The 19,816-nt window shown below is 60.0% G+C and carries 17 protein-coding genes; 9 read left to right on the forward strand and 8 right to left on the reverse strand.

Annotated elements, in window-relative coordinates:
* Positions 1–14 precede the first annotated feature (14 nt).
* Genes rutC through rutF form a run of 4 tightly spaced genes read left to right on the forward strand, consistent with a single transcriptional unit; the run spans position 15 to position 2,364 of the window.
* Positions 15–401, forward strand: a complete 387-nt coding sequence (rutC, locus tag V6R85_RS07550; RefSeq protein WP_111792390.1) for a pyrimidine utilization protein C — start codon at positions 15–17, stop codon at positions 399–401.
* 13 nt (positions 402–414) lie between these two features.
* On the forward strand, positions 415–1,206 hold the full coding sequence (gene rutD / locus V6R85_RS07555) for a pyrimidine utilization protein D (protein WP_162695502.1): 792 nt from the start codon (positions 415–417) through the stop codon (positions 1,204–1,206).
* Between the two features lie 16 nt (positions 1,207–1,222).
* Positions 1,223–1,813 carry a malonic semialdehyde reductase gene (locus tag V6R85_RS07560; RefSeq protein WP_107675966.1) on the forward strand — a complete coding sequence of 197 codons (591 nt, stop codon included), beginning with the start codon at positions 1,223–1,225 and terminating at the stop codon, positions 1,811–1,813.
* 26 nt (positions 1,814–1,839) lie between these two features.
* Positions 1,840–2,364 (forward strand): NADH-dependent FMN reductase RutF, encoded by a 525-nt coding sequence (gene rutF / locus V6R85_RS07565; protein ID WP_111792391.1) that lies wholly within the window; start codon positions 1,840–1,842, stop codon positions 2,362–2,364.
* Positions 2,365–2,543: 179 nt separating this feature from the next.
* Here the strand turns inward: rutF and V6R85_RS07570 are convergent, their stop codons facing one another.
* From V6R85_RS07570 to V6R85_RS07580, 3 genes are all read right to left on the reverse strand, one after another.
* Complete coding sequence (locus tag V6R85_RS07570; RefSeq protein ID WP_111785240.1) at positions 2,544–3,977, reverse strand: NAD(P)(+) transhydrogenase (Re/Si-specific) subunit beta; 1,434 nt, start codon at positions 3,975–3,977, stop codon at positions 2,544–2,546.
* Positions 3,978–3,996: 19 nt separating this feature from the next.
* The gene (locus tag V6R85_RS07575) at positions 3,997–5,571 is read right to left on the reverse strand and encodes a Re/Si-specific NAD(P)(+) transhydrogenase subunit alpha (RefSeq protein WP_111834176.1); all 1,575 of its coding nucleotides are present in this window, start codon (positions 5,569–5,571) and stop codon (positions 3,997–3,999) included.
* Positions 5,572–5,768: 197 nt separating this feature from the next.
* On the reverse strand, positions 5,769–7,652 hold the full coding sequence (locus V6R85_RS07580) for an MFS transporter (protein ID WP_003504034.1): 1,884 nt from the start codon (positions 7,650–7,652) through the stop codon (positions 5,769–5,771).
* Between the two features lie 167 nt (positions 7,653–7,819).
* Between V6R85_RS07580 and V6R85_RS07585 the strand changes: the two genes are divergently transcribed.
* From V6R85_RS07585 to V6R85_RS07595, 3 genes are all read left to right on the forward strand, one after another.
* Positions 7,820–8,050 carry a hypothetical protein gene (locus tag V6R85_RS07585; RefSeq protein ID WP_003504036.1) on the forward strand — a complete coding sequence of 77 codons (231 nt, stop codon included), beginning with the start codon at positions 7,820–7,822 and terminating at the stop codon, positions 8,048–8,050.
* Positions 8,051–8,160: 110 nt separating this feature from the next.
* The gene (locus tag V6R85_RS07590) at positions 8,161–9,195 is read left to right on the forward strand and encodes an aspartate-semialdehyde dehydrogenase (protein ID WP_003504038.1); all 1,035 of its coding nucleotides are present in this window, start codon (positions 8,161–8,163) and stop codon (positions 9,193–9,195) included.
* A 221-nt stretch (positions 9,196–9,416) separates the two neighbouring features.
* The gene (locus tag V6R85_RS07595) at positions 9,417–10,232 is read left to right on the forward strand and encodes a lytic murein transglycosylase (protein ID WP_003504041.1); all 816 of its coding nucleotides are present in this window, start codon (positions 9,417–9,419) and stop codon (positions 10,230–10,232) included.
* Between the two features lie 196 nt (positions 10,233–10,428).
* Here V6R85_RS07595 and V6R85_RS07600 read toward each other — a convergent pair whose 3' ends face one another.
* Complete coding sequence (locus tag V6R85_RS07600; protein ID WP_003504043.1) at positions 10,429–11,070, reverse strand: carbonic anhydrase; 642 nt, start codon at positions 11,068–11,070, stop codon at positions 10,429–10,431.
* 174 nt (positions 11,071–11,244) lie between these two features.
* Positions 11,245–12,120 carry a pyridoxal kinase PdxY gene (pdxY, locus tag V6R85_RS07605; RefSeq protein ID WP_003504045.1) on the reverse strand — a complete coding sequence of 292 codons (876 nt, stop codon included), beginning with the start codon at positions 12,118–12,120 and terminating at the stop codon, positions 11,245–11,247.
* Positions 12,121–12,344: 224 nt separating this feature from the next.
* Here pdxY and V6R85_RS07610 point away from each other — a divergent pair, with 224 nt between their 5' ends.
* A complete protein-coding gene (locus tag V6R85_RS07610; RefSeq protein WP_111835093.1) occupies positions 12,345–13,805 on the forward strand; it encodes a phospholipase D-like domain-containing protein in 1,461 nt (486 codons plus the stop codon).
* Between the two features lie 49 nt (positions 13,806–13,854).
* Positions 13,855–14,700 (forward strand): endonuclease/exonuclease/phosphatase family protein, encoded by an 846-nt coding sequence (locus V6R85_RS07615; RefSeq protein ID WP_111835092.1) that lies wholly within the window; start codon positions 13,855–13,857, stop codon positions 14,698–14,700.
* Between the two features lie 50 nt (positions 14,701–14,750).
* Here the strand turns inward: V6R85_RS07615 and V6R85_RS07620 are convergent, their stop codons facing one another.
* From V6R85_RS07620 to V6R85_RS07630, 3 genes are all read right to left on the reverse strand, one after another.
* Positions 14,751–14,954: a hypothetical protein gene (locus tag V6R85_RS07620; protein ID WP_162692635.1), complete on the reverse strand. Its 204-nt coding sequence runs from the start codon at positions 14,952–14,954 to the stop codon at positions 14,751–14,753.
* Positions 14,955–15,246: 292 nt separating this feature from the next.
* Entirely contained in the window at positions 15,247–18,441 is a 3,195-nt protein-coding gene (locus V6R85_RS07625; RefSeq protein ID WP_003504054.1) for an efflux RND transporter permease subunit, read from the reverse strand.
* 137 nt (positions 18,442–18,578) lie between these two features.
* The gene (locus tag V6R85_RS07630) at positions 18,579–19,769 is read right to left on the reverse strand and encodes an efflux RND transporter periplasmic adaptor subunit (protein ID WP_003504056.1); all 1,191 of its coding nucleotides are present in this window, start codon (positions 19,767–19,769) and stop codon (positions 18,579–18,581) included.
* Positions 19,770–19,816: the final 47 nt, after the last annotated feature.

Genomic DNA, 19,816 nt, shown 5'->3' on the forward strand with positions numbered 1-19,816 from the left:
AAGAGGAGAATGAAATGCCGAAGAAGATCGTGGTGCCTGCCGGTACCAGCAAACCCATCGCTCCCTTTTCGCCGGGAACCCTTGCCGATGGCGTGGTTTATGTTTCCGGCACGCTGCCCTTCGACAAGGACAATAATGTTGTGCATGTGGGTGATGCCAGTGCGCAGACCCGCCATGTTCTTGAAACCATCAAGTCGGTCATCGAAACTGCCGGCGGCACGATGGAAGACGTGACGATGAACCACATCTTCATCACCGACTGGGCGAATTATCAGGCCGTCAACGCCGTCTATGCCGAATATTTCCCCGGCGACAAGCCGGCGCGCTATTGCATCCAGTGCGGGCTGGTAAAGCCCGATGCGCTGGTGGAAATCGCCACCGTCGCCCATATCGGCAAATAGGGCGAAACGGCAGATGATGCATTTCAAGGTTCATGGCCGGACCGACGTCGAGGCGCCGACTATCCTGCTGTCTTCGGGGCTGGGTGGATCGGGCACCTATTGGACGCCGCAGATCGAGGCTCTTTCCGATCATTTCCGGATCGTCACCTATGACCATCGCGGAACCGGCAGGACCGGCGGCGAAGTGCCGGCGGATGGCGGTATATCGGCGATGGCGGATGATGTGCTGGAGATCGTCTCGGCTCTGAAGCTCGAAAAGTTTCATTTCATGGGCCATGCGCTCGGCGGTCTGATCGGCCTCGATATCGCGCTGCGCAAGCCTAATCTGATCGACCGGCTTGTTCTTATCAATGCCTGGAGCAAGGCCGATCCGCATTCGGGGCGTTGTTTCGATGTGCGGATCGAGCTTCTGGAAAAATCCGGCGTCGAGGCTTTCGTGAAAGCCCAGCCGCTGTTTCTTTATCCGGCGGCGTGGATGTCGGACCATCAGGAGAGGCTGGCGCGGGACGACGCGCATGGTGTCGCGCATTTTCAGGGCAAGGCAAATGTGCTTCGGCGCATCGCGGCGCTCAGGGCCTTCGATATCGATACCCATCTTGGCGAGATCGACAATCCGGTGCTGTTGGTGGCGACGAAGGACGATCTTCTGGTGCCCTACACCCGGTCGTTGCGTCTTGCGGAGGGTTTGCCGCAAAGCGAACTTTGCCTCCTCGATTTCGGGGCGCATGCGGTCAATATCACCGAGACTGACCTTTTCAACACGCGGCTTTTGCGGTTTCTGCTGCCGGCAACACGGCCATTCTGACAGGATTTTTAAGACGATGACGACAGCACTCGACGACAAGGCACTTGCAGCACTTTTCACCGCGGCACGCACCCATAATGGCTGGGCTGACAAGCCGGTCGGCGACGAGACACTGAGAGCACTTTACGATCTGACGAAGATGGGGCCGACCTCGGCCAATTGCTCGCCGGCGCGTTTCGTGTTCGTGCGCAGCCCGGAAGCCAAGGAAAAGCTGAGGCCCGCGCTTTCTTCGGGCAATCTCGAAAAGACCATGGCTGCACCGGTGACGGTGATCGCTGCTATCGACCGCGAATTTTACGAGAAACTGCCGGTGCTGTTTCCACATGCTGACGCGCGTTCGTGGTTTACCTCCAGCCCGGCCGTCGCCGAGGAAACGGCCTTCCGCAATGCCACTTTGCAGGCGGGTTATCTCATTATTGCGGCCCGCTCGTTGGGACTGGATACCGGGGCGATGTCCGGTTTTGACAAAGGCAAAGTGGATACGGCGTTTTTCGCGGGCACGACGTGGAAATCCAATTTCCTGATCAATCTCGGCTACGGCGATCCGTCCAAGCTCTTTGGCCGCCTGCCACGCCTTGGCTTTGAAGACGCCTGTGTACTGGCTTGATGGCCTGTTAAGGAAGGATGGGTTAGATGCGGATGATGTCTCTTGAAAAGGAAGCGGAAATGGAGACGAAGACTGCTGAGCAGCGCAGCCTCGAATACAGAAACGCCATGGCGCGGCTCGGTGCGGCGGTCAACATCGTCACCACTGATGGTGTGGCTGGACGTGCGGGTTTTGCAGCGACGGCCGTTTGCAGCGTTTCCGACAATCCGCCTACCTTGCTCGTCTGCCTCAATCGCAATGCTTCCGCCTACAGGGTGGTGAAGAGCAACGGCGTCATCTGCGTCAACACGCTTGCCTCGAAGCACGAGGCGCTGAGCACCCTGTTCGGCGGCAAGACGCCGGTGGAAGAACGTTTCGCCGCCGGGCGCTGGGGCGTGCTCGAAACCGGCGCTCCGGTTCTGGAAGACGCGCTCGTTTCCTTCGATTGCCGCATCCGCGAGGCGCATGATGGCGGCACGCACGATATCCTGATCTGCGATGTCGTCGATATGAAGATCAATGAGGGCGAAGAAGCGCTGCTGTATTTCAACCGGCGTTACCGGGTGCTTTGAGGCGACCGTTTTGGCTGATTACCAGCCCGAACCCCACCGTCGTATCCTCGGGCCTGACCCGAGGATCCACAACCCGACGCGCGATGGATCCTCGGGTCAAGCCCGAGGATGACGTCAAGGTGGAATGCGTTCTCAGAATTCGAAAGGGCGTTTCCGGTCTCCCGGAAACGCCCTTTCCGTTACTTGATCAGCGGCAGAAGATCGTTGATCGACTTCTTGGCGTCGCCGTAGAACATGCGGGTATTGTCCTTGTAGAACAGCGGGTTCTCGATGCCGGAATAACCCGTTCCCTGACCGCGCTTGGAGACGATGACCAGCTTGGACTTCCACACTTCCAGAACCGGCATGCCGGCGATGGGTGAGTTCGGATCGTCCTGTGCCGCCGGGTTGACGATGTCGTTGGAGCCGATGACGATAACGACGTCGGTATTGGGGAAGTCGTCGTTGATCTCGTCCATTTCCAGCACGATGTCGTAAGGCACCTTTGCTTCGGCCAGCAGCACGTTCATGTGGCCGGGAAGGCGGCCCGCCACCGGGTGGATGGCGAAACGCACGGTCTTGCCGTCAGCGCGCAGCTTGCGGGTCAGTTCGGAGACCGCGCTCTGTGCCTGTGCCACCGCCATGCCGTAACCGGGCACGATGATAACGCTGTCGGCATCGTTCAGCGCCGAAGCAACGCCTTCGGCATCGATCGCTACCTGTTCGCCATCGATTTCCATCGCCGGACCCGTCGTGCCGCCGAAGCCGCCGAGGATGACAGAGACGAAGGAGCGGTTCATGGCCTTGCACATGATGTAGGACAGGATCGCACCCGAGGAACCGACCAGCGCGCCTGTCACGATCAGGAGATCGTTGCCGAGCGTGAAGCCGATGGCGGCGGCTGCCCAGCCGGAATAGCTGTTCAGCATCGAGACGACGACAGGCATGTCGGCGCCGCCGATGCCCATGATCAGGTGATAGCCGATGAAGAAGGCGGCCAGCGTCATCAGCACCAGCGTCCATGCGCCGGCACCGTTGCAATACATGAGGAGCAGCACGAGCGACAGGATCGCAGCGCTTGCATTGAGGACATGTCCGCCCGGCAGCTTCTTCGCCTTGCCGTCCACCTTGCCGGCAAGCTTGCCGAAGGCAACGACCGAACCGGTGAAGGTGACGGCACCGATGAAGACGCCGAGGAAGACCTCGACCTTCATGATGGCCAGTTCTACCGGCGTCTTGTGGGCGAGGAGGGCGGAAAAGCCGGTCAACAACGAACGCGCCGTCTCATCGAGCGAAGCGACATGCGCTTCTTCGATATGGGCATTGAAGCCGATGAAGACGGCGGCAAGACCGACGAAGGAGTGGAGTGCGGCAACAAGCTGCGGCATCTCGGTCATCTGCACGCGGTTTGCGACGAAGTAACCGAGAACGGAGCCACCCGCCAGCATCAGAAGCACGATGAACCAGTTGCCGACGTCAGGTCCGAAGACGGTGGCGACAATGGCGAGACCCATGCCTGTTATGCCGTACCAGACGGCGCGTTTGGCGCTTTCCTGTCCGGAAAGGCCGCCGAGGGAAAGGATGAAAAGAACGGCTGCGGCAACATAGGCCGCGGAAACGATACCAATGGTCATAAAGTGTCCCCTACACGGCTCAGGACTTCTGGAACATGGCGAGCATGCGCCGTGTCACGAGGAAACCGCCGACGATGTTGATCGTCGCGATCAGGACGGAAAGCGAGGCAAGGAGCACCACCAGCCAGTTGCCGGAACCGATCTGCAGCAGCGCGCCGATAATGACGATGCCGGAAATCGCGTTTGTCACCGCCATCAACGGCGTGTGCAGCGAGTGGCTGACATTCCAGATGACAGAGAAGCCGATAAAGCAGGCGAGCACGAAGACGATGAAATGGCTCATGAAGCTTGCCGGCGCATAGAGGCCGACAAGAAGCAGAACCGCCGTGCCGATGACCAGCAGGCCGACCTGACTTTTCGTCTGCGCCTTGAACTCGGCGCGTTCCTTGGCGTGCTTTTCCTCAGGCGTAAGCTCTTTTGCTCTTTCCTTGGGTTTCTGCGCGGCAATGGCCTGGATCTTCGGCGGCGGCGGCGGGAAAGTGATCTCGCCCTGATAGGTGACGGTCGCGCCGCGGATGACGTCGTCTTCCATGTTGTGAACCGGCTTGCCGTCCTTTGCGGGCGTCAGGTCGGTCATCATGTGACGGATGTTGGTGGAATAGAGCGTCGAGGCCTGCGTCGCCATGCGGCTCGGGAAATCCGTGTAGCCGATGACGATGACACCGTTGTCGGAAACGACGCGCTGGTCGGGAACCGTCAGGTCGCAATTGCCGCCGCGCTCGGCAGCAAGGTCGATGATGACCGAACCCGGCTTCATTGCCGCCACCATGTCGGCCAGCCACAGCTTCGGGGCGTCGCGGCCCGGAATGAGCGCGGTGGTGATGACGATATCGATCTGCGGAGCGAGTTCGCGGAACTTTTCGAGCTGCTTCTCGCGGAATTCCGGCGAGGAGGGGGCGGCATAACCGCCGGTGGCGGCACCATCCTGGCTCTGTTCGGCGAAATCGAGATAGACGAATTCAGCGCCCATGCTTTCGATCTGTTCGGCTACTTCCGGGCGCACGTCGAAGGCATAGGTGATGGCGCCGAGCGAGGTGGCCGTGCCGATGGCGGCAAGACCGGCAACGCCAGCGCCGATGACCAGCACCTTGGCGGGCGGCACCTTGCCGGCGGCGGTCACCTGACCGGTGAAGAAGCGGCCGAAATTATTGCCCGCCTCGATGACGGCGCGATAACCGGCGATGTTGGCCATGGAGGACAGCGCGTCCATCTTCTGGGCGCGGGAAATGCGCGGCACCATGTCCATGGCGATGACATTTGCGCCCTTTTCCTTGGCCTGCTCCAGAAGGTCCTTGTTCTGGGCGGGATAGAAGAACGAGATCAGCGTCTTGTCCGAAGACAGGCGATCAATCTCCGACGTTTCCGGCGGGCGAACCTTGGCGATGATATCAGCGCCGGCGTAAAGCGCTTCGGCGCTATCGACGATGGTGACACCGGCTGCGCGATAGGCGTCGTCGGAAAATCCCGCCGCCTTGCCTGCACCGGTTTCGAGGATGCAATCATATCCGAGTTTCTGCAATGCCTGGGCGCTGTCGGGCGTCATGCCGACGCGCGCTTCGCCCTCATATAATTCCTTAGGCGTCCCGATCTTCAAAATGGCTCTCCCTCTGCCTGAAAATACAGGGGGGTCATAACCCATTCAGGGGGGCTTTGTCTCCATATTGATTTTGTCTTGCCTGCGACGGAATGACAGCCCCCTGCGACAGGCTCGTTCGATATGCTGGCCCGTGGCGCAATAAAAAAACCCGGCGCCTGCGCGCCGGGTTCCGAAAATGTCCTTCAGGTTGTCGCTCAATCCATGGTGTGGATGTCGCGATCCTTGGTTTCCGGCAGGAACAGCAGGCCGACGACGAGCGTGATGCCTGCGAAAACGATCGGATACCAGAGGCCGTAATAGATGTCGCCTTTCGCCGCGCTCATCGCGAAGGCGGTGGCAGGCAGAAGGCCGCCAAACCAGCCGTTGCCGATGTGATAGGGCAGCGACATGCCGGAGTAGCGGATGCGGGTCGGGAACAGTTCGACCAGCAGGGCCGCGATCGGGCCATAGACCATCGTCACATAGATGACGAGCACGGTCAGGACCGCGATGATGACGACCCAGTTCACGGCGGCCGGATCGGCCACCATGGCGAAGGCGCCGCCGCCGGCAATGGTGTAGACGGCCATCTCAGTCGCTCCGGCGGTCTCGGCCGGCGTCAGCAGCTTGTCCGCCACCAGCTTGTCGGTTGCGACCATCTTCTTGTCGGCGGCACGAACGGCTACCGCATTGAGGTTGAGCTCCGGGTTGGCTGCGATGAAGGCGTCCAGTTTCGCATCCGGCACCTGTGCCGCACCGCGCACCAGCGGGTAGCCGCCGTTGTGCAACGCGGTGTTGACCTGCTTCTGGAAGGCCTTGTCCTTTGCAGATGCATCCGCGCCGGCTGCGATGGCGTCGTAGCTGGCGATGGTGGCGTCGCCGATCTTGACGCTCGCCGGTTCGCCGGCCGCTCCCGCAACGACGTCATAGGGAACGGAGTTGCGCGTCAGGAACGAGGTGGCGATATCGCAGGATGTGGTGAATTTCGCCGTGCCTGTCGGATTGAACTGGAATTTGCAGTCGCCCGGAGCTGCGGTCACGGTGGCGCGAACGCTGGCCTGCGCTTGCGCAAGTGCCGGGTTGCCCGCCCAGGTGAGCGCCTTGAACAGCGGGAAGTAGGTCAGCATTGCGAGAACGAGACCGGCCATGATGATCGGCTTGCGGCCGATCTTGTCGGAAAGCCAGCCGAAGATCACGAAGAAGCTGGTGCCGAGGATGAGCGCTGCCGCGACCATGATGTTGGCCGATTGCCCGTCCACCTTCAGAATGCTCTGCAGGAAGAACAGCGCGTAGAACTGGCCGGTGTACCAGACGACGGCCTGGCCAATGACGGCGCCGACGAGGGCAAGCAGGGCGATCTTGGCGTTTTTCCACTGGCCGAAGGCTTCGCTGAGCGGGGCCTTGGAGGTCTTGCCCTCTTCCTTCATCTTCTTGAAGGCGGGGGATTCGTTCATTTTCAGACGGATCCAGACGGATACGCCGAGCAGCAGAACGGAAACGAGGAAGGGAATGCGCCAGCCCCAGGCGGCGAAGGCTTCCTTGCCGAGTGCGAACTGCACACCGAGGATGACCACCAGCGAGAGGAACAGGCCGAGCGTCGCCGTCGTCTGGATCCACGAGGTGTAATAGCCCCTGCGGCCGTTGGGCGCGTGTTCGGCCACGTAAGTTGCAGCACCGCCATATTCACCGCCAAGCGCCAGACCCTGCAGCATGCGCAGCGCGATCAGGATGATCGGAGCGGCAATGCCGATCTGCGATGCGCTGGGCAGCACGCCGACGAGGAAGGTCGAGACGCCCATGATGAGGATCGTGACCAGAAAGGTATATTTGCGGCCGACGATATCGCCCAGACGCCCGAATACCAGCGCGCCGAAGGGGCGCACGAGGAAGCCGGCGGCAAAAGCCAGAAGCGCGAAGATGTTACGTGTCGTTTCCGGATATTGGCTGAAGAAGTTCGCGCCGATATAGATCGCGAGCGAGCCGTATAGATAGAAGTCATACCATTCGAAGACCGTTCCGAGAGAAGAGGCGAAAATCACCTTCTTCTCTTCACCCGTCATCGGACGGGCTGCGCCGCTTACGGCTGCAACATTTGCCATTGTCTGTCCTCCACAGATGTCCCAATCGGCGCATTGCGGAGCCCATCTCTCTCCTCCGGGCAAACCTTGCGGCTGCAATGCGCGTGATGTCAGAGTGACAGAAAATTAACCCCAATAAGAGCGATGCTTTCGGATTATGACTTTAGTCTAATGTATAATGTGCAAAAATGTCGCAGGGCGGTTTTGGCCTGCCCGCACCGGATGGCCTGAAACGCGCCTTTTTTCTTGACACAAACAAGAAACCTTCTAATAGCTTCTGGCGAAGAAGGAGCATCACCTTGCGCATGCATGTTGCAGACATGTTCGTCATGGAAGGACCGGCACAATCCGCCGGCGATGATCCGCGCCTTTCTTATTCTATCCGAATTACGGCCAAAACGACGATTAAAACCGTCTGACGTCTCTGGCCACCGCTCTCTCCCCGGTTTGGCCGGGGATCGTGGAAGCCGCGATCTAATGCGGGTTCCCACCTCACCAAAAAGAGGAGAGACAGAAAGAGAGCTTGATCATGGGTTTCAAAGTTGCAATTGCAGGCGCCACCGGCAACGTCGGTCGCGAAATGCTCAATATCCTGGCCGAACGCGGTTTTCCCGCCGATGAAGTCGTGCCTCTTGCTTCCGCCCGTTCGCAGGGCACGGAAGTCTCCTATGGCGATCGCACGCTGAAGGTCTCGAACCTCGAAAACTACGATTTTTCCGACACCGATATTTGCCTGATGTCTGCCGGCGGTGATGTGTCCAAGAAGTGGTCGCCGAAGATCGGCCAGCAGGGCTGCGTCGTCATCGATAACTCGTCCGCATGGCGCTACGATCAGGACGTTCCGCTGATCGTTCCCGAAGTCAACGCTGATGCGGTAGCGGGCTTCACCAAGAAGAACATCATTGCCAACCCGAATTGCTCCACGGCACAGCTCGTCGTCGCGCTGAAGCCGCTGCATGACTTCGCCAAGATCAAGCGCGTCGTTGTCTCCACCTACCAGTCCGTTTCCGGCGCCGGCAAGGAAGGCATGGACGAGCTGTTCCAGCAGACCCGCGCCGTCTTCGTGGCCGATCCGGTCGAAACCAAGAAGTTCACCAAGCGTATCGCCTTCAACGTCATTCCGCATATCGATGTCTTCATGGAAGACGGCTATACAAAGGAAGAGTGGAAGGTTCTGGCGGAAACCAAGAAGATGCTCGATCCGAAGATCAAGGTAACCTGCACGGCTGTGCGCGTTCCGGTCTTCATCGGTCATTCGGAATCTGTCAACATCGAGTTCGAAAACGAGATCACCGCCGATCAGGCGCGTGACATCCTGCGCGAAGCGCCGGGTTGCCTCGTCATCGACAAGCATGAAGATGGCGGCTACATCACCCCGGTCGAATCCGCCGGTGAGGACGCAACCTACATCTCGCGTATCCGCGAAGATGCGACGGTTGAAAACGGCCTCAACATCTGGGTTGTTTCGGACAATCTGCGCAAGGGCGCTGCCCTCAATGCCATCCAGATCGCCGAACTCCTGGTCAATCGTGGTCTCATCAAGCCCCGCAAGGCGGCTGCCTGATCTACGATACGATTTTTTAAGGTTCGTTAAGTATAACCCGTCTGTTCTGTGTGGGGCAGGCGGGTTTTATAATTGGCGAGATCACGGCCAGTTTATTTGCAGGCCTTGCTGTCGAAAGGCAATTTAGGCCGCCAAAAGACAGTTTTGGCACCTGAATCATACAGTATTGACGGTTTGGTTCTCGGGAAAAATTCCCCAAAGGATATCGAAGGCAGATTTTGATGCGGGCAATGAAGGTAATTCTGGCTGGTGTGGCCATGGTTTCGGTTCTGGCAGCGACGCCGGTTATGGCTGCACAATGCAGCAACACCTCGGCGGGCTTTGATGCCTGGGTCGGCGCCTTCAAGCAGGAAGCCGCGGGCCGCGGCGTCAGCGCCTCGGTGCTTGACCGTGCCTTCTCCGGCGTCTCCTACAACCAGGCGACGATCCGCGCCGATCGCGGTCAGCACAGCTTCAAGCTGTCCTTCGAACAGTTCATGCAGAAGCGCGGTGGTCAGACGATCATTTCACGCGGCAAGACCATGAAGAAGAACAATGCAGCTCTGTTTGCGTCCATCGAACGCGCTTACGGCGTGCCGGCTGGTCCGCTGCTCGCCATCTGGGGCATGGAAACCGGTTTTGGCGGCTTCATGGGCAACCAGCATACGCTTTCCGCCGTTGCGACGCTTTCCTTCGACTGCCGTCGTTCGGATTATTTCACCGAGCAGCTTTATGCGGCGCTGAAGCTCGTTGGCAGCGGCTCGCTGAACGTCAACGCCAAGGGCGCTGCCCATGGTGAAATCGGCCAGACGCAGTTCCTGCCGCTGAACGTCGTGCGCTATGGCGTGGATTTCGACCGCGACGGCCGTATCGATCTCGTCGGCTCGCGCGCCGATGCGCTGGCTTCCACCGCGAACTTCCTCGTCGGCCATGGCTGGCAGCGTGGTGCGGGCTATCAGCAGGGTCAGGCGAACTATGCCGCCATTCAGGGCTGGAACGCTGCAAGCGTCTACCAGCAGGCCATTGCGTTCATCGGCAAGGCGATCGACGGCCAATAAGGCTGTTTCTGCGGACTAAAATTTCGCTTTCGTCATGCCGGACTTGATCCGGCATCCGGCGACGTAGCGTCCGACAGAGGTTTCCCGCATAACCGACGTCATCCTCGGGTCAAGCCCGAGGATGACGAAGGAGAGGTTTGATTGCCGGGCAGATTAATGGCCACCCAGGACGTCTCGCTCTCTCAATCCGCTTCAATCACAGGTCCGGGCGGCGAAAGTCGCCCGTTTTGCTGTCCATCACCCACAATTCTCCGGTCGAAATATCGAACCATGCGCCGTGCAGCTTCACCTTGCCGGCGGTTTCCTGCGCCTTGACGAAGGGGAAGCCGCGCAGATTGGCGATGGAGTTGCGGATGGAAACGCGCTCCAGTGCCGTCTGACGCTCGGAGGCGGTCATGATGTCGTTGCTCTGGATCTGTTCGGCCGCCGACTTGACCATGTTCATCCATTTACCGATGAAATCGCCGGGTGATAGTGGCTCGAGATTGGGATCGAGTGCTGCCTGAATGCCGCCGCAGCGGCCGTGGCCCATGACGACGATGTCCTTCACCTTCAGAACCTGCACGGCATATTCGATGGCGGCGGAGGTGGCGTGGTACTGTCCATCCGGCTCATAGGGCGGCACCATGTTGGCGACGTTCCGCATGACGAAAAGCTCTCCCGGTCCGCAGTCGAAAATGGTTTCCGGCGCCGAACGGGAGTCACAACAGGCAATGAACAGGGTCTGCGGTTTCTGTCCGGTCTCGGCCAGAACGCGATATCTTTCGCGTTCGTCGACATAACGACCGCTCATGAAGTTCTTGTAGCCGTTGAGAAGGTTTTCCGGAAAATCTTTCATCTATCGCAGTACCGTTGTGCTTGGACCAAGATCAAGAGAAGAACTCGGTGCGTTGAAGACCAATCCTTTGGAGCATTTTCGCTTTTCTTCGAACCGCGAAGCCGCTCCAACTCCTTGTTTCCGCATTTCCAGCCGGAAAACCGGGGGCCACTTTTCCTGGAAATGCTCTAGTCGCTATTTGCGCTTGCTGCGCGAAGGATGCAAGAGATGACGCATCTGCACCATGGCCATGGGTGTGGAGAGACTTGAAGAGTCGGTCTCCAGCGTCAGTTCGTTCATGTCGCGTTTTTTGGTGCGGGCCAGAATTTCGAAGACGCTGGCGGTTGCCAGCTGCAGCGCCTTTTCATCATCGAGACCTTCCAGCAGGCGGGCGAGGAACAGCGCCGACATCAGGTCGCCGAGACCGTTCGGCGCATTTTCGATGGCGCGATGTTCGGCAAGCAGTGCGTGGCGGCCGCTGAGGTAGAGGTTGCCGGTGCCGCCCGTCATCATCGGCACGGCTGAGGTGACCAGCATTTTCGGCGGGCCGAGGGAAAGTGCGGCATCCATGATGGCATTGTTGGTCTCAAGCTCGGCGCCGCTCATCCAGGCCAGTTCATAACGGTTTGGCGTGGCGACCGTGGCAAGCGGGATGAGGTGATCACGGATGGCTTCGGCAGTCTCAAGGGGAATGTAAAGCCCGCCCAGATCGCCCATGACCGGGTCACAGGCATAAATCAGCGACGGGTTCTTTTCCTTCAGATTGCGGATCAGCCTTGCGACGGAGCGCACCTGCGCCGCGCTGCCGAAATAACCGGTCAGGACAGCCTTGACCTCGCCGATCCATTTGGCGTTTTCGAGGTCGGTCATTGCCTTGTCGAAATCGTCGTCCTGAAAGCGCATGCGGGTGGACGGGCCGTGGCCGGGATGCCAGGGCATGACGATGGTGGGCACCGCCCAGACCGGATAACCCAGCGTCTCAAGCGCAAAGACCGCCGCGCGGTTGCCGACGGAGCCACGCATGACATGGCTGGAAATGACGATGACAGCGCCCTGTGTATTTTCCTGCATCACGGCCTTCTTGCTTTCAAACGAGGCAGAAAGCCCGCAAGTGCACCTCGCCCTGCCACTGCCAAAGATCAAGATGCGCTCTCATGACATATCGCAAGCCCGGTTTCCACCGTTAATCCCGCAAGGGTCTGTCCCGCAAAAGCATGGCGCGGTCAGGTTCTTTGTCTCTGCCAGCGTCACCTGCGTGTCATTGCGGGATTGCCGAAGTACTCTATAGTTGTACCATGCTTGATCTCGTCATTGCCTATTGGCCGCATATCCTTGCCGTTCTCTCGATTTTGATGGGAACCGTGGCGGCCGTGCATGCCACGATGACGAAGGAGGAGGTCCGCTCCGCGCTTGGCTGGGTCGGTGTTATCGTGCTGTCGCCCATCGTCGGCGCGGTCATCTATGCGATTGCCGGCATCAACCGCATCCGCCGGTCCAATATCACGCAGAAGCGGTCCTTCATGCTGGACGAGATCATGGATCGCGTGGCGCGTCTGGATGCGAGCGGGGACATGATCGCCGCGCGCTTCGGACGGCGTTTCGAGGCTATGAAGACGCTGGGCGACCGGGTGACGCGCCATGCGTTGACGACCGGCAACGGTATCGAGCCGCTTGTGACCGGAGACGCGGCCTATGCCGCCATGCTGGAGGCGATCGGGGAGGCGAAGCGGTCGATCATTCTCGAAACATATATTTTCGACAATGACCGGATCGGCGCCCGTTTTGTCGCGGCGCTCGAAAGAGCGAAGTTTCGCGGCGTGGAGGTGCGTGTGCTGGTGGATGCGGTGGGCGCGCGTTATTCCGTGCCGAGCATCCTGCCGACGCTCAGGGAAAAGGGCATCGTCTGCGATGTCTTCAACGGCAATGTCATCATGGGGCTGCGGCTGCCCTATGCCAATCTGCGCACCCACCGCAAAATCCTCGTGGTGGACGGGCGCATTGCATTTAGCGGCGGCATGAATATCCGCGAGGGGTTCACGCTGGAATTTGGCGGCGAAAGCCAGTCGCACGACACGCATTTCAAGATCACCGGACCGGTGGTATCGGATTTTTTCTCCATCGCGGCGGAGGACTGGCGCTTCACGACAAAGGAGCTTCTGGATGCGCCGGTCTGGGATATCGCCATTCCCGACGGCGTGCCGGGCTCGCAGATCGTCGCCCGCGTCTGCTCCTCGGGGCCGGACAGGAGCATCGAGACCAGTCACAAGATGCTGATGGGGGCATTTTCCGTCGCCCGTTCCTCCATTCTCATCATGTCGCCCTATTTTCTCCCCGATCGGGAGCTTATTTCGGCGCTCATTACCGCAGCGAGGCGGGGGGTCGTGGTGGATATCATCGTGCCGAAAAGCAACAATCTGGTGCTTGTGGACAGGGCGATGACGGCGCAATTCGACCAGATGCTGAAGAATTATTGCCGCATCTGGCGGGCGACGGGGGCTTTCAACCATTCCAAGCTTCTGGTGATCGACGGGCGCTGGAGCTACATCGGTTCTTCCAATCTCGATCCGCGTTCTTTGCGGTTGAACTTTGAGATCGATCTCGAAGTTATGGATGAGGAATTCGCAGCAACGATCGGGAAGCGCATCCGGGATGCACGTGCGACCGCCTTGCCCGTGCGGCTCAGCGAACTGAATGCGCGGCCATTCGTTGTCCGTTTTGTGGAGCGTGTCCTGTGGCTCGCTTCGCCTTATCTTTAGAGTGCGGTGCGTCCGACAGGGCGCAGCGCGAGACCGGAGGCATAAACGCGTGAAAAAGAACGGTTTGCTGGAGGATGAAAAAACGGCTTTGACGAAAAACACCAGCCTGTCCGCTTTCGTCATGCAGTCGCTGCGCGACCGCCGTCAGCGGCAGAGTGCGGCACCGGCGACGAAAGATCACTCCTTTCCGGTGATCGCCTCCTACAATGTGCATAAATGCGTTGGCCGTGACCGCAAGTTCGATCCCGATCGCACCAGCCGCGTCATTCAGGAAATCGGTGCTGACATCATCGCGCTTCAGGAGGCGGATAGCCGTTTCGGCGAACGCACCGGCCTGCTTGATCTCGCCCGGCTGGAGCGGGAAAGCGGCCTCATCCCAGTGCCGGTGCTGGCCGGTGTGAAGGCCCATGGCTGGCACGGCAATGTCGTCCTGTTCAAGGAAGGCGCCGTCAGGGATGTGCATACGCTGAAATTGCCGGGGCTGGAGCCGCGCGGCGCGCTCGTCGTGGAACTGGATCTGAAAAGCGGCGGCACGCTGCGGGTCATCGCCGCCCATTTCGGCCTTCTCAGGCATTCCCGCGCCCAGCAGGCGAAAGCGCTGATCGGCCTTCTGGAAGCGCGCAACGAATGCGCGACCATTCTCATGGGAGACCTGAATGAATGGCGTCTCGGCAACGGTTCGTCGCTCAATACGTTCCGGGATGCTTTCGGCGCCCTGCCTCCGGCGGTGCCGAGTTTTCCGTCCAACCTGCCGGTGTTGGCGCTCGACAGGATCATCGCCAATCGAAAAGGGCTGATCGAGCAGGTGGAGGCGCATGACAGCGCGCTGGCGCGTATCGCCTCGGACCATCTGCCGCTGAAGGCCGCGGTTCGGACCGACTTGCTTCCGATCTGATCTTGCCACGGCAAGCTATGCCGCAGGCAAAGTCCGGAGCCAGGCCGGCGTTAAATCCGCTGCACCGCCGTCAAGTGGCTACGCGAGCGCGCTTCCAGCAAGGATGTGCGAATGGCTTCCATCAACCGCTCGCGATTGTTTCTGGTCTTGCCTCTGTCGAGATTTTGCGCGGAAAGCGCGAGATCAAGACCCTCATGCATCACTATCGAATAGGCAACGGTCGTTGCCCAGCTTTCGTAGTCCTGCTCCATCATGTAGCCCCTGAACTAAATCATTTAGTCCGAATCACCCTGTTCTTGGAAATTACCACAAAATACAAAGCATAAAATAGCGCTGTTTCTTGCGGTTCTCTTCGTGTGATGGCGCTATATTGATTTTTGACGGTTTTAAAGTGGGACAATATAGGCGTATTTGTCACTTAAGCATTTGAATCTGATTCTATTTCAGGATGGTTGCATAGACGTTCCCGCCCATGAAAAACGCCGCGCATCCGGGGGGATGCGCGGCGGGCTTGCGTCGAAGGTGGCGGTGGATGGGAGTATGGTCTCAGCCGGCCTTTTCGAGCTTGTAGTCCGAATTGGCCGGTTCTTCCTGCTTGTGCTGGATGAGCGGGCGGTTGCCCGACAGCTTGCGCACCAGCACGTAGAAGACCGGTGTCATGAAGATGCCGAAGAACGTCACGCCGATCATGCCGGAGAAGACAGCGACACCCATGGCCGCGCGCATTTCGGCACCCGCACCTGTCGAGACGACCAGCGGCACCACGCCCATGATGAAGGCGAGCGAGGTCATCAGGATCGGGCGAAGGCGAAGCCGGCTTGCCTCGACCGCCGCCTGAAGCGGCGTTCGTCCCTCGAATTCCAGCTCGCGGGCGAATTCCACGATCAGGATCGCGTTCTTCGCCGACAAGCCCACAAGGACGACAAGGCCGATCTGCGTAAAGATGTTGTTATCCCCTCCCGTCAGCCAGACGCCGGTCAGGGCCGCGAGCACACCGAGTGGCACGATCAGAATGATCGCGATCGGCAATGTGAGGCTTTCATATTGCGCAGCCAGCACGAGGTAAACCAAGAGCAGCGCCAGCGGGAAGACCACGATGCTGGAGTTGCCGGCCAGAATCTGCTGGTAGGTCAGGTCCGTCCATTCGTAGTCAATCCCGGCCGGCAGGTTCTCCGCGAGGATTTTCTCCATCGCCGCCTGCGCCTGTCCAGAGGAATAGCCCGGTGCCGGACCGCCGTTGATATCGGCTGCAAGGAAGCCGTTATAACGGTTGGTGCGTTCCGGTCCCGTCGTCGCATCCACCTTCAGCAGCGTCGAAAGCGGGATCATCTGACCCGTTGCGGAGCGAACCTTCAGGCGGCCGATATCTTCCGCATGGGCGCGGAACTGCGCATCCGCCTGCACACGCACGCTGTATGTCCGCCCGAAGGCGTTGAAGTCGTTGACATAGAGCGAACCCAGATAGATCTGCAGCGTCTGGAAGACGTCGCTGACCGAAACGCCCAGCTGCTCGGCCTTGGCGCGATCGAGATCGGCGAAGAGCTGCGGCACGTTGATCTGGAAGCTGGAGAAGATGCCCGCCAGCTCCGGCGTCTGGTATGCCTTGGCGATCACGGCTTTCGCCGCTTCGTCAAGCGTCTGGTAGCCGTAACCGGCGCGGTCCTCGATCTGCAGCTTGAAGCCGCCCGTCTGGCCGAGACCGTTGACCGGCGGCGGCGGGAACATGGCGATGAAGGCATCCTGAATGCCCGCATATTTCTGGTTCAGCTGCATGGCGATGGCGCCGCCGGACAGTTCCGGCGTCTTGCGCTTTTCGAAGTCATCGAGAATCGCGAAGACGATGCCGGAGTTGGAGCCGATGGTGAAGCCGTTGATCGACAGGCCCGGGAAGGCGATGGCGTGGCTGACGCCGGGCGTTTCCATGGCGATATCGCTCATCCGCTTGATGACGCTTTCCGTCCGGTCGAGTGTTGCGCCATCAGGAAGCTGGGCAAAGCCGATCAGGTACTGCTTGTCCTGCGCCGGCACGAAGCCGCTCGGAACGGTCGTGAACATGCCGTAGGTTGCAGCCACCAGCGCCATATAGACCAGCATCACCAGGCTCTTGCGCGTCACCAGCCCGCCCACGGTCTTGCCATAGCCGTTTGAGGCGGCGCCGAAGGCGCGGTTGAAGCCGCGGAAGAACCAGCCGAAAATCCGGTCCATGAAGCGGGTCAGCCAGTCTTTCGGTGCACCGTGCTCTTTGAGCAGCAGTGCCGCGAGAGCGGGTGACAGCGTCAGCGAATTGATCGCCGAAATGACGGTGGAGATGGCGATGGTCAGTGCGAACTGCCGGTAGAACTGGCCTGAGAGGCCGGAGATAAAGGCAAGAGGCACGAAGACCGCAACCAGAACCAGCGCGATTGCGATGATTGGTCCGGACACTTCACGCATCGCCTTATAGGTGGCGTCACGCGGCGAGAGCCCGTTTTCGATGTTTCGTTCGACGTTTTCGACGACCACGATCGCGTCATCCACCACGATGCCGATGGCGAGCACCAGCCCGAACAGCGTTAGCGCGTTGATGGAAAACCCGAAAGCATACATGACGGCGAAGGTGCCGATGATCGAGACCGGAACGGCGATCAGCGGAATGATCGATGCGCGCCATGTCTGCAGGAAGAGGATGACGACCAGCACCACGAGGCCAACGGCCTCGAGGAGTGTATCAACGACCTTTTCGATGGAGGAGCGCACGAATTTCGTCGTGTCGTAGACGATCTCGTATTTCACGCCGTCAGGCATTGCCAGCTGCAGATTGTCCATCGTGGCGCGGACATTGTCGGCGATTTCGATGGCGTTGGAGCCGGGGGCCTGGAGAACTGCCACAGCCACGGCGGGTTCACCGTCGAGCAGCGAGCGCAGCGTGTAATCGGCAGCACCGAGTTCAATGCGGGCGACATCGCGCAGGCGGGTGATTTCGCCGTTGGCGCCGCTCTTGACGATGATGTTGCCGAATTCTTCCGGCGTCGTCAGACGGCCCTGGGCATTGACGTTGAGCTGCAGGTCGACGCCGTTGGGGCTCGGCGAAGCGCCGATGACACCGGCTGCCGCCTGTACGTTCTGCTGGCGGATGGCGTCGGAGACGTCGCTGGCAGCCAGATCGTGTTCGGCGACCTTCTGCGGATCGAGCCAGACGCGCATGGAATAGTCACCTGCGCCGAAGACCTGCACCTGGCCCACGCCTTCGATGCGGGCGAGGCGATCCTTGACGTTCAGCGTTGCGTAGTTACGCAGGTAGGTGATGTCATAGGCGTCGGTTTTCGACACCAGATTGACGACCATGATGAAGTCGGGTGAGCTCTTGACCGTCGTGATGCCGAGTGCGCGGACTTCCGCCGGCAGGCGCGGTTCGGCCTGCGAAACGCGGTTCTGCACCAGCTGCTGCGCCTTGTCGGGGTCGGTACCGAGCTTGAAGGTCACGGTCAGCGTCAGCACGCCGTCGGATGTCGCCTGACTGCCCATATAGAGCATGCCTTCGACACCGTTGATCTGTTCTTCAAGCGGCGTGGCGACGGTTTCAGCGATAACGGCCGGGTTCGCACCCGGATAGGTGGCGCGGACGACGACGGATGGCGGAACGACTTCCGGATATTCGGAAATCGGCAGGGCGCGCATGCCAAGAAGGCCTGCCACCACAATCAGGATCGACAGAACGCCGGCGAATACCGGCCTGTCGACAAAAAATCTGGAAATATTCATATCCAGTCCCTCTCCGGGTATATTTTGGAATGCAAAGGCCGTTCCGGCGGCTTTTCTGCCGCCGGTGAAGGCCGGTTCTGTCTGAAGGGGCGTCTCGCGGGAGGGCGGGACGCTTATTGATCAAAAAGGCGGGTTACTTACTGCGAGGCAGCAACCTTGTCCTCCGCCTGTGGTGCGATGGTTGCACCGGGGCGAATGCGCTGCAGGCCGTTGACGACGATCGTATCACCGGCGGCAAGGCCGCTGTCGATGATGCGCTGGCCATCAGCCGGTGCACCCGGCTTGATCTGGCGGTAGCTCACCTTGTTTTCGGCATCGACCACGAAGACGAAACGCTTGTCCTGATCCGTGCCGATGGCGCGGTCGCTGATGACGATGCGGTTTTCCGGTTTCGGTTCGCCCATGCGCACCCGCACGAACTGGCCCGGGATGAGCCTGCCGTCCGGATTGTCGAAGATGGCACGGACACCGATGGTGCCGCTTGCCGAATCCACCTGGTTGTCGATCAGGTGCAGCGTGCCCTTGATCGGCGTGCCCTCATCCGAAAGCGTGCCGATTTCGACAGGGATCTGTTCGAGAGCGGGCAGGGCGCCATCGGTTTTCGGCAGTTCGGCAAGCGCCTTCGCAACCGTTCCTTCGCTGGCGTTGAAGCTGGCATAGATCGGGTTGACCGATACCAGCGTCGTCAGCGCAGGCGAGGTGGAACCGGCGGCGACGAGGTTGCCGGCGGTGATTTCGATGCGGCCGACCCTGCCGGAAACCGGTGCGATGATTTCGGTATAACCGAGATCAAGCTGGGCCGTGGTCAGTGCTGCGCGGGCGGCGCGAAGCTGGGCTTCGGCATCCGCAAACGAGCTCTGGCGCTGGTCGAGATCGCTCTGGGAGATGGTGCGATTGTCGGAAAGCCTGCGGCCACGGTCGAGTTCGGTCTTGGCAAGGCTGACCTTGGCTTCGGCCGAAGCGACCTGTCCTTCAGCGCCTGCAACGGCAGCCTGATAGGGGGCCGGATCGATGGTGAAGAGGGGATCGCCTTCCTTCACCAGCGCGCCTTCGCGGAAATGCACGGCCTTGATCTGGCCGGCGACGCGGGAGCGGATCTGCACCCGGTCAACGGCTTCGAGACGGCCGGAAAATTCTTCCCAGCGCATCACGTCACGGCTTTCCACCTTGGCGACGGTAACCGGGATCGCCGGTGTTTCAGCCGGGGTGGAAGCGGCCGTTGCATCGCGGCTGGTGGGGAGGTCGAAAAACAATGCTGCGGCTGCAACAGACATAGCCAGCCCGAAACCGGCACCCGTCAGGGCCCGGCGCTTGGTGTTCAGCGTCATGGGTTTCTCCTTGGCTCGGATCAGGAGCCGGTCAGTTTCTCAATAAA

Source organism: Agrobacterium sp. CCNWLW32 (assembly GCF_037083425.1).
Taxonomy (GTDB): Bacteria; Pseudomonadota; Alphaproteobacteria; order Rhizobiales; family Rhizobiaceae; genus Agrobacterium; species Agrobacterium radiobacter.

Coding starts and splice junctions, on each gene's coding strand:
- rutC (WP_111792390.1), top strand. CDS start 15: ATGCCGAAGAAGATCGTGGTGCCTGCCGGTACCAGCAAACCCATCGCT.
- rutD (WP_162695502.1), top strand. CDS start 415: ATGATGCATTTCAAGGTTCATGGCCGGACCGACGTCGAGGCGCCGACT.
- V6R85_RS07560 (WP_107675966.1), top strand. CDS start 1,223: ATGACGACAGCACTCGACGACAAGGCACTTGCAGCACTTTTCACCGCG.
- rutF (WP_111792391.1), top strand. CDS start 1,840: ATGCGGATGATGTCTCTTGAAAAGGAAGCGGAAATGGAGACGAAGACT.
- V6R85_RS07570 (WP_111785240.1), bottom strand. CDS start 3,977: ATGACCATTGGTATCGTTTCCGCGGCCTATGTTGCCGCAGCCGTTCTT.
- V6R85_RS07580 (WP_003504034.1), bottom strand. CDS start 7,652: ATGGCAAATGTTGCAGCCGTAAGCGGCGCAGCCCGTCCGATGACGGGT.
- V6R85_RS07585 (WP_003504036.1), top strand. CDS start 7,820: ATGTCGCAGGGCGGTTTTGGCCTGCCCGCACCGGATGGCCTGAAACGC.
- V6R85_RS07590 (WP_003504038.1), top strand. CDS start 8,161: ATGGGTTTCAAAGTTGCAATTGCAGGCGCCACCGGCAACGTCGGTCGC.
- V6R85_RS07595 (WP_003504041.1), top strand. CDS start 9,417: ATGCGGGCAATGAAGGTAATTCTGGCTGGTGTGGCCATGGTTTCGGTT.
- V6R85_RS07600 (WP_003504043.1), bottom strand. CDS start 11,070: ATGAAAGATTTTCCGGAAAACCTTCTCAACGGCTACAAGAACTTCATG.
- pdxY (WP_003504045.1), bottom strand. CDS start 12,120: ATGCAGGAAAATACACAGGGCGCTGTCATCGTCATTTCCAGCCATGTC.
- V6R85_RS07610 (WP_111835093.1), top strand. CDS start 12,345: ATGCTTGATCTCGTCATTGCCTATTGGCCGCATATCCTTGCCGTTCTC.
- V6R85_RS07620 (WP_162692635.1), bottom strand. CDS start 14,954: ATGATGGAGCAGGACTACGAAAGCTGGGCAACGACCGTTGCCTATTCG.
- V6R85_RS07625 (WP_003504054.1), bottom strand. CDS start 18,441: ATGAATATTTCCAGATTTTTTGTCGACAGGCCGGTATTCGCCGGCGTT.
- V6R85_RS07630 (WP_003504056.1), bottom strand. CDS start 19,769: ATGACGCTGAACACCAAGCGCCGGGCCCTGACGGGTGCCGGTTTCGGG.